The organism is Cobetia sp. SIMBA_158, from assembly GCF_046566945.1.
Classification (GTDB): Bacteria; Pseudomonadota; Gammaproteobacteria; order Pseudomonadales; family Halomonadaceae; genus Cobetia; species Cobetia amphilecti.
This window is the reverse complement of record NZ_JAWJYL010000807.1, coordinates 1-249: the sequence shown is the minus strand read 5'-3', so window position 1 is coordinate 249 and position 249 is coordinate 1. Positions and strand designations below refer to the sequence as shown.

Below are 249 nucleotides of genomic sequence, written 5' to 3'. Positions count from 1 at the left end.
AAAGATTTGTCGGTAACGATAAATAAGGATACACAATGATTAAAGAGATTAAGCAAGACGGCGAAGCACGCATGCAAAAAACATTGGAAGCGCTTGAAAGCACTTTCAGTAAAGTTCGTACTGGTCGTGCGCATCCAGGTATGTTGTCAGGTGTGATGGTCAGCTACTACGGTTCTGATACACCATTGAACCAAGTGGCAAGCGTTAACGTTGAAGATTCACGTACCTTATTGGTTCAGCCTTTTGACC

General features: G+C 43.0%; 1 protein-coding gene. It reads left to right on the top strand.

Translation table 11 applies throughout. The features are described from left to right. Window positions 1-35 precede the first annotated feature (35 nt). Window positions 36-249: ribosome-recycling factor (locus R2R70_RS22055; RefSeq protein ID WP_410979205.1), on the top strand; the 214-nt coding region annotated here is incomplete at its 3' end.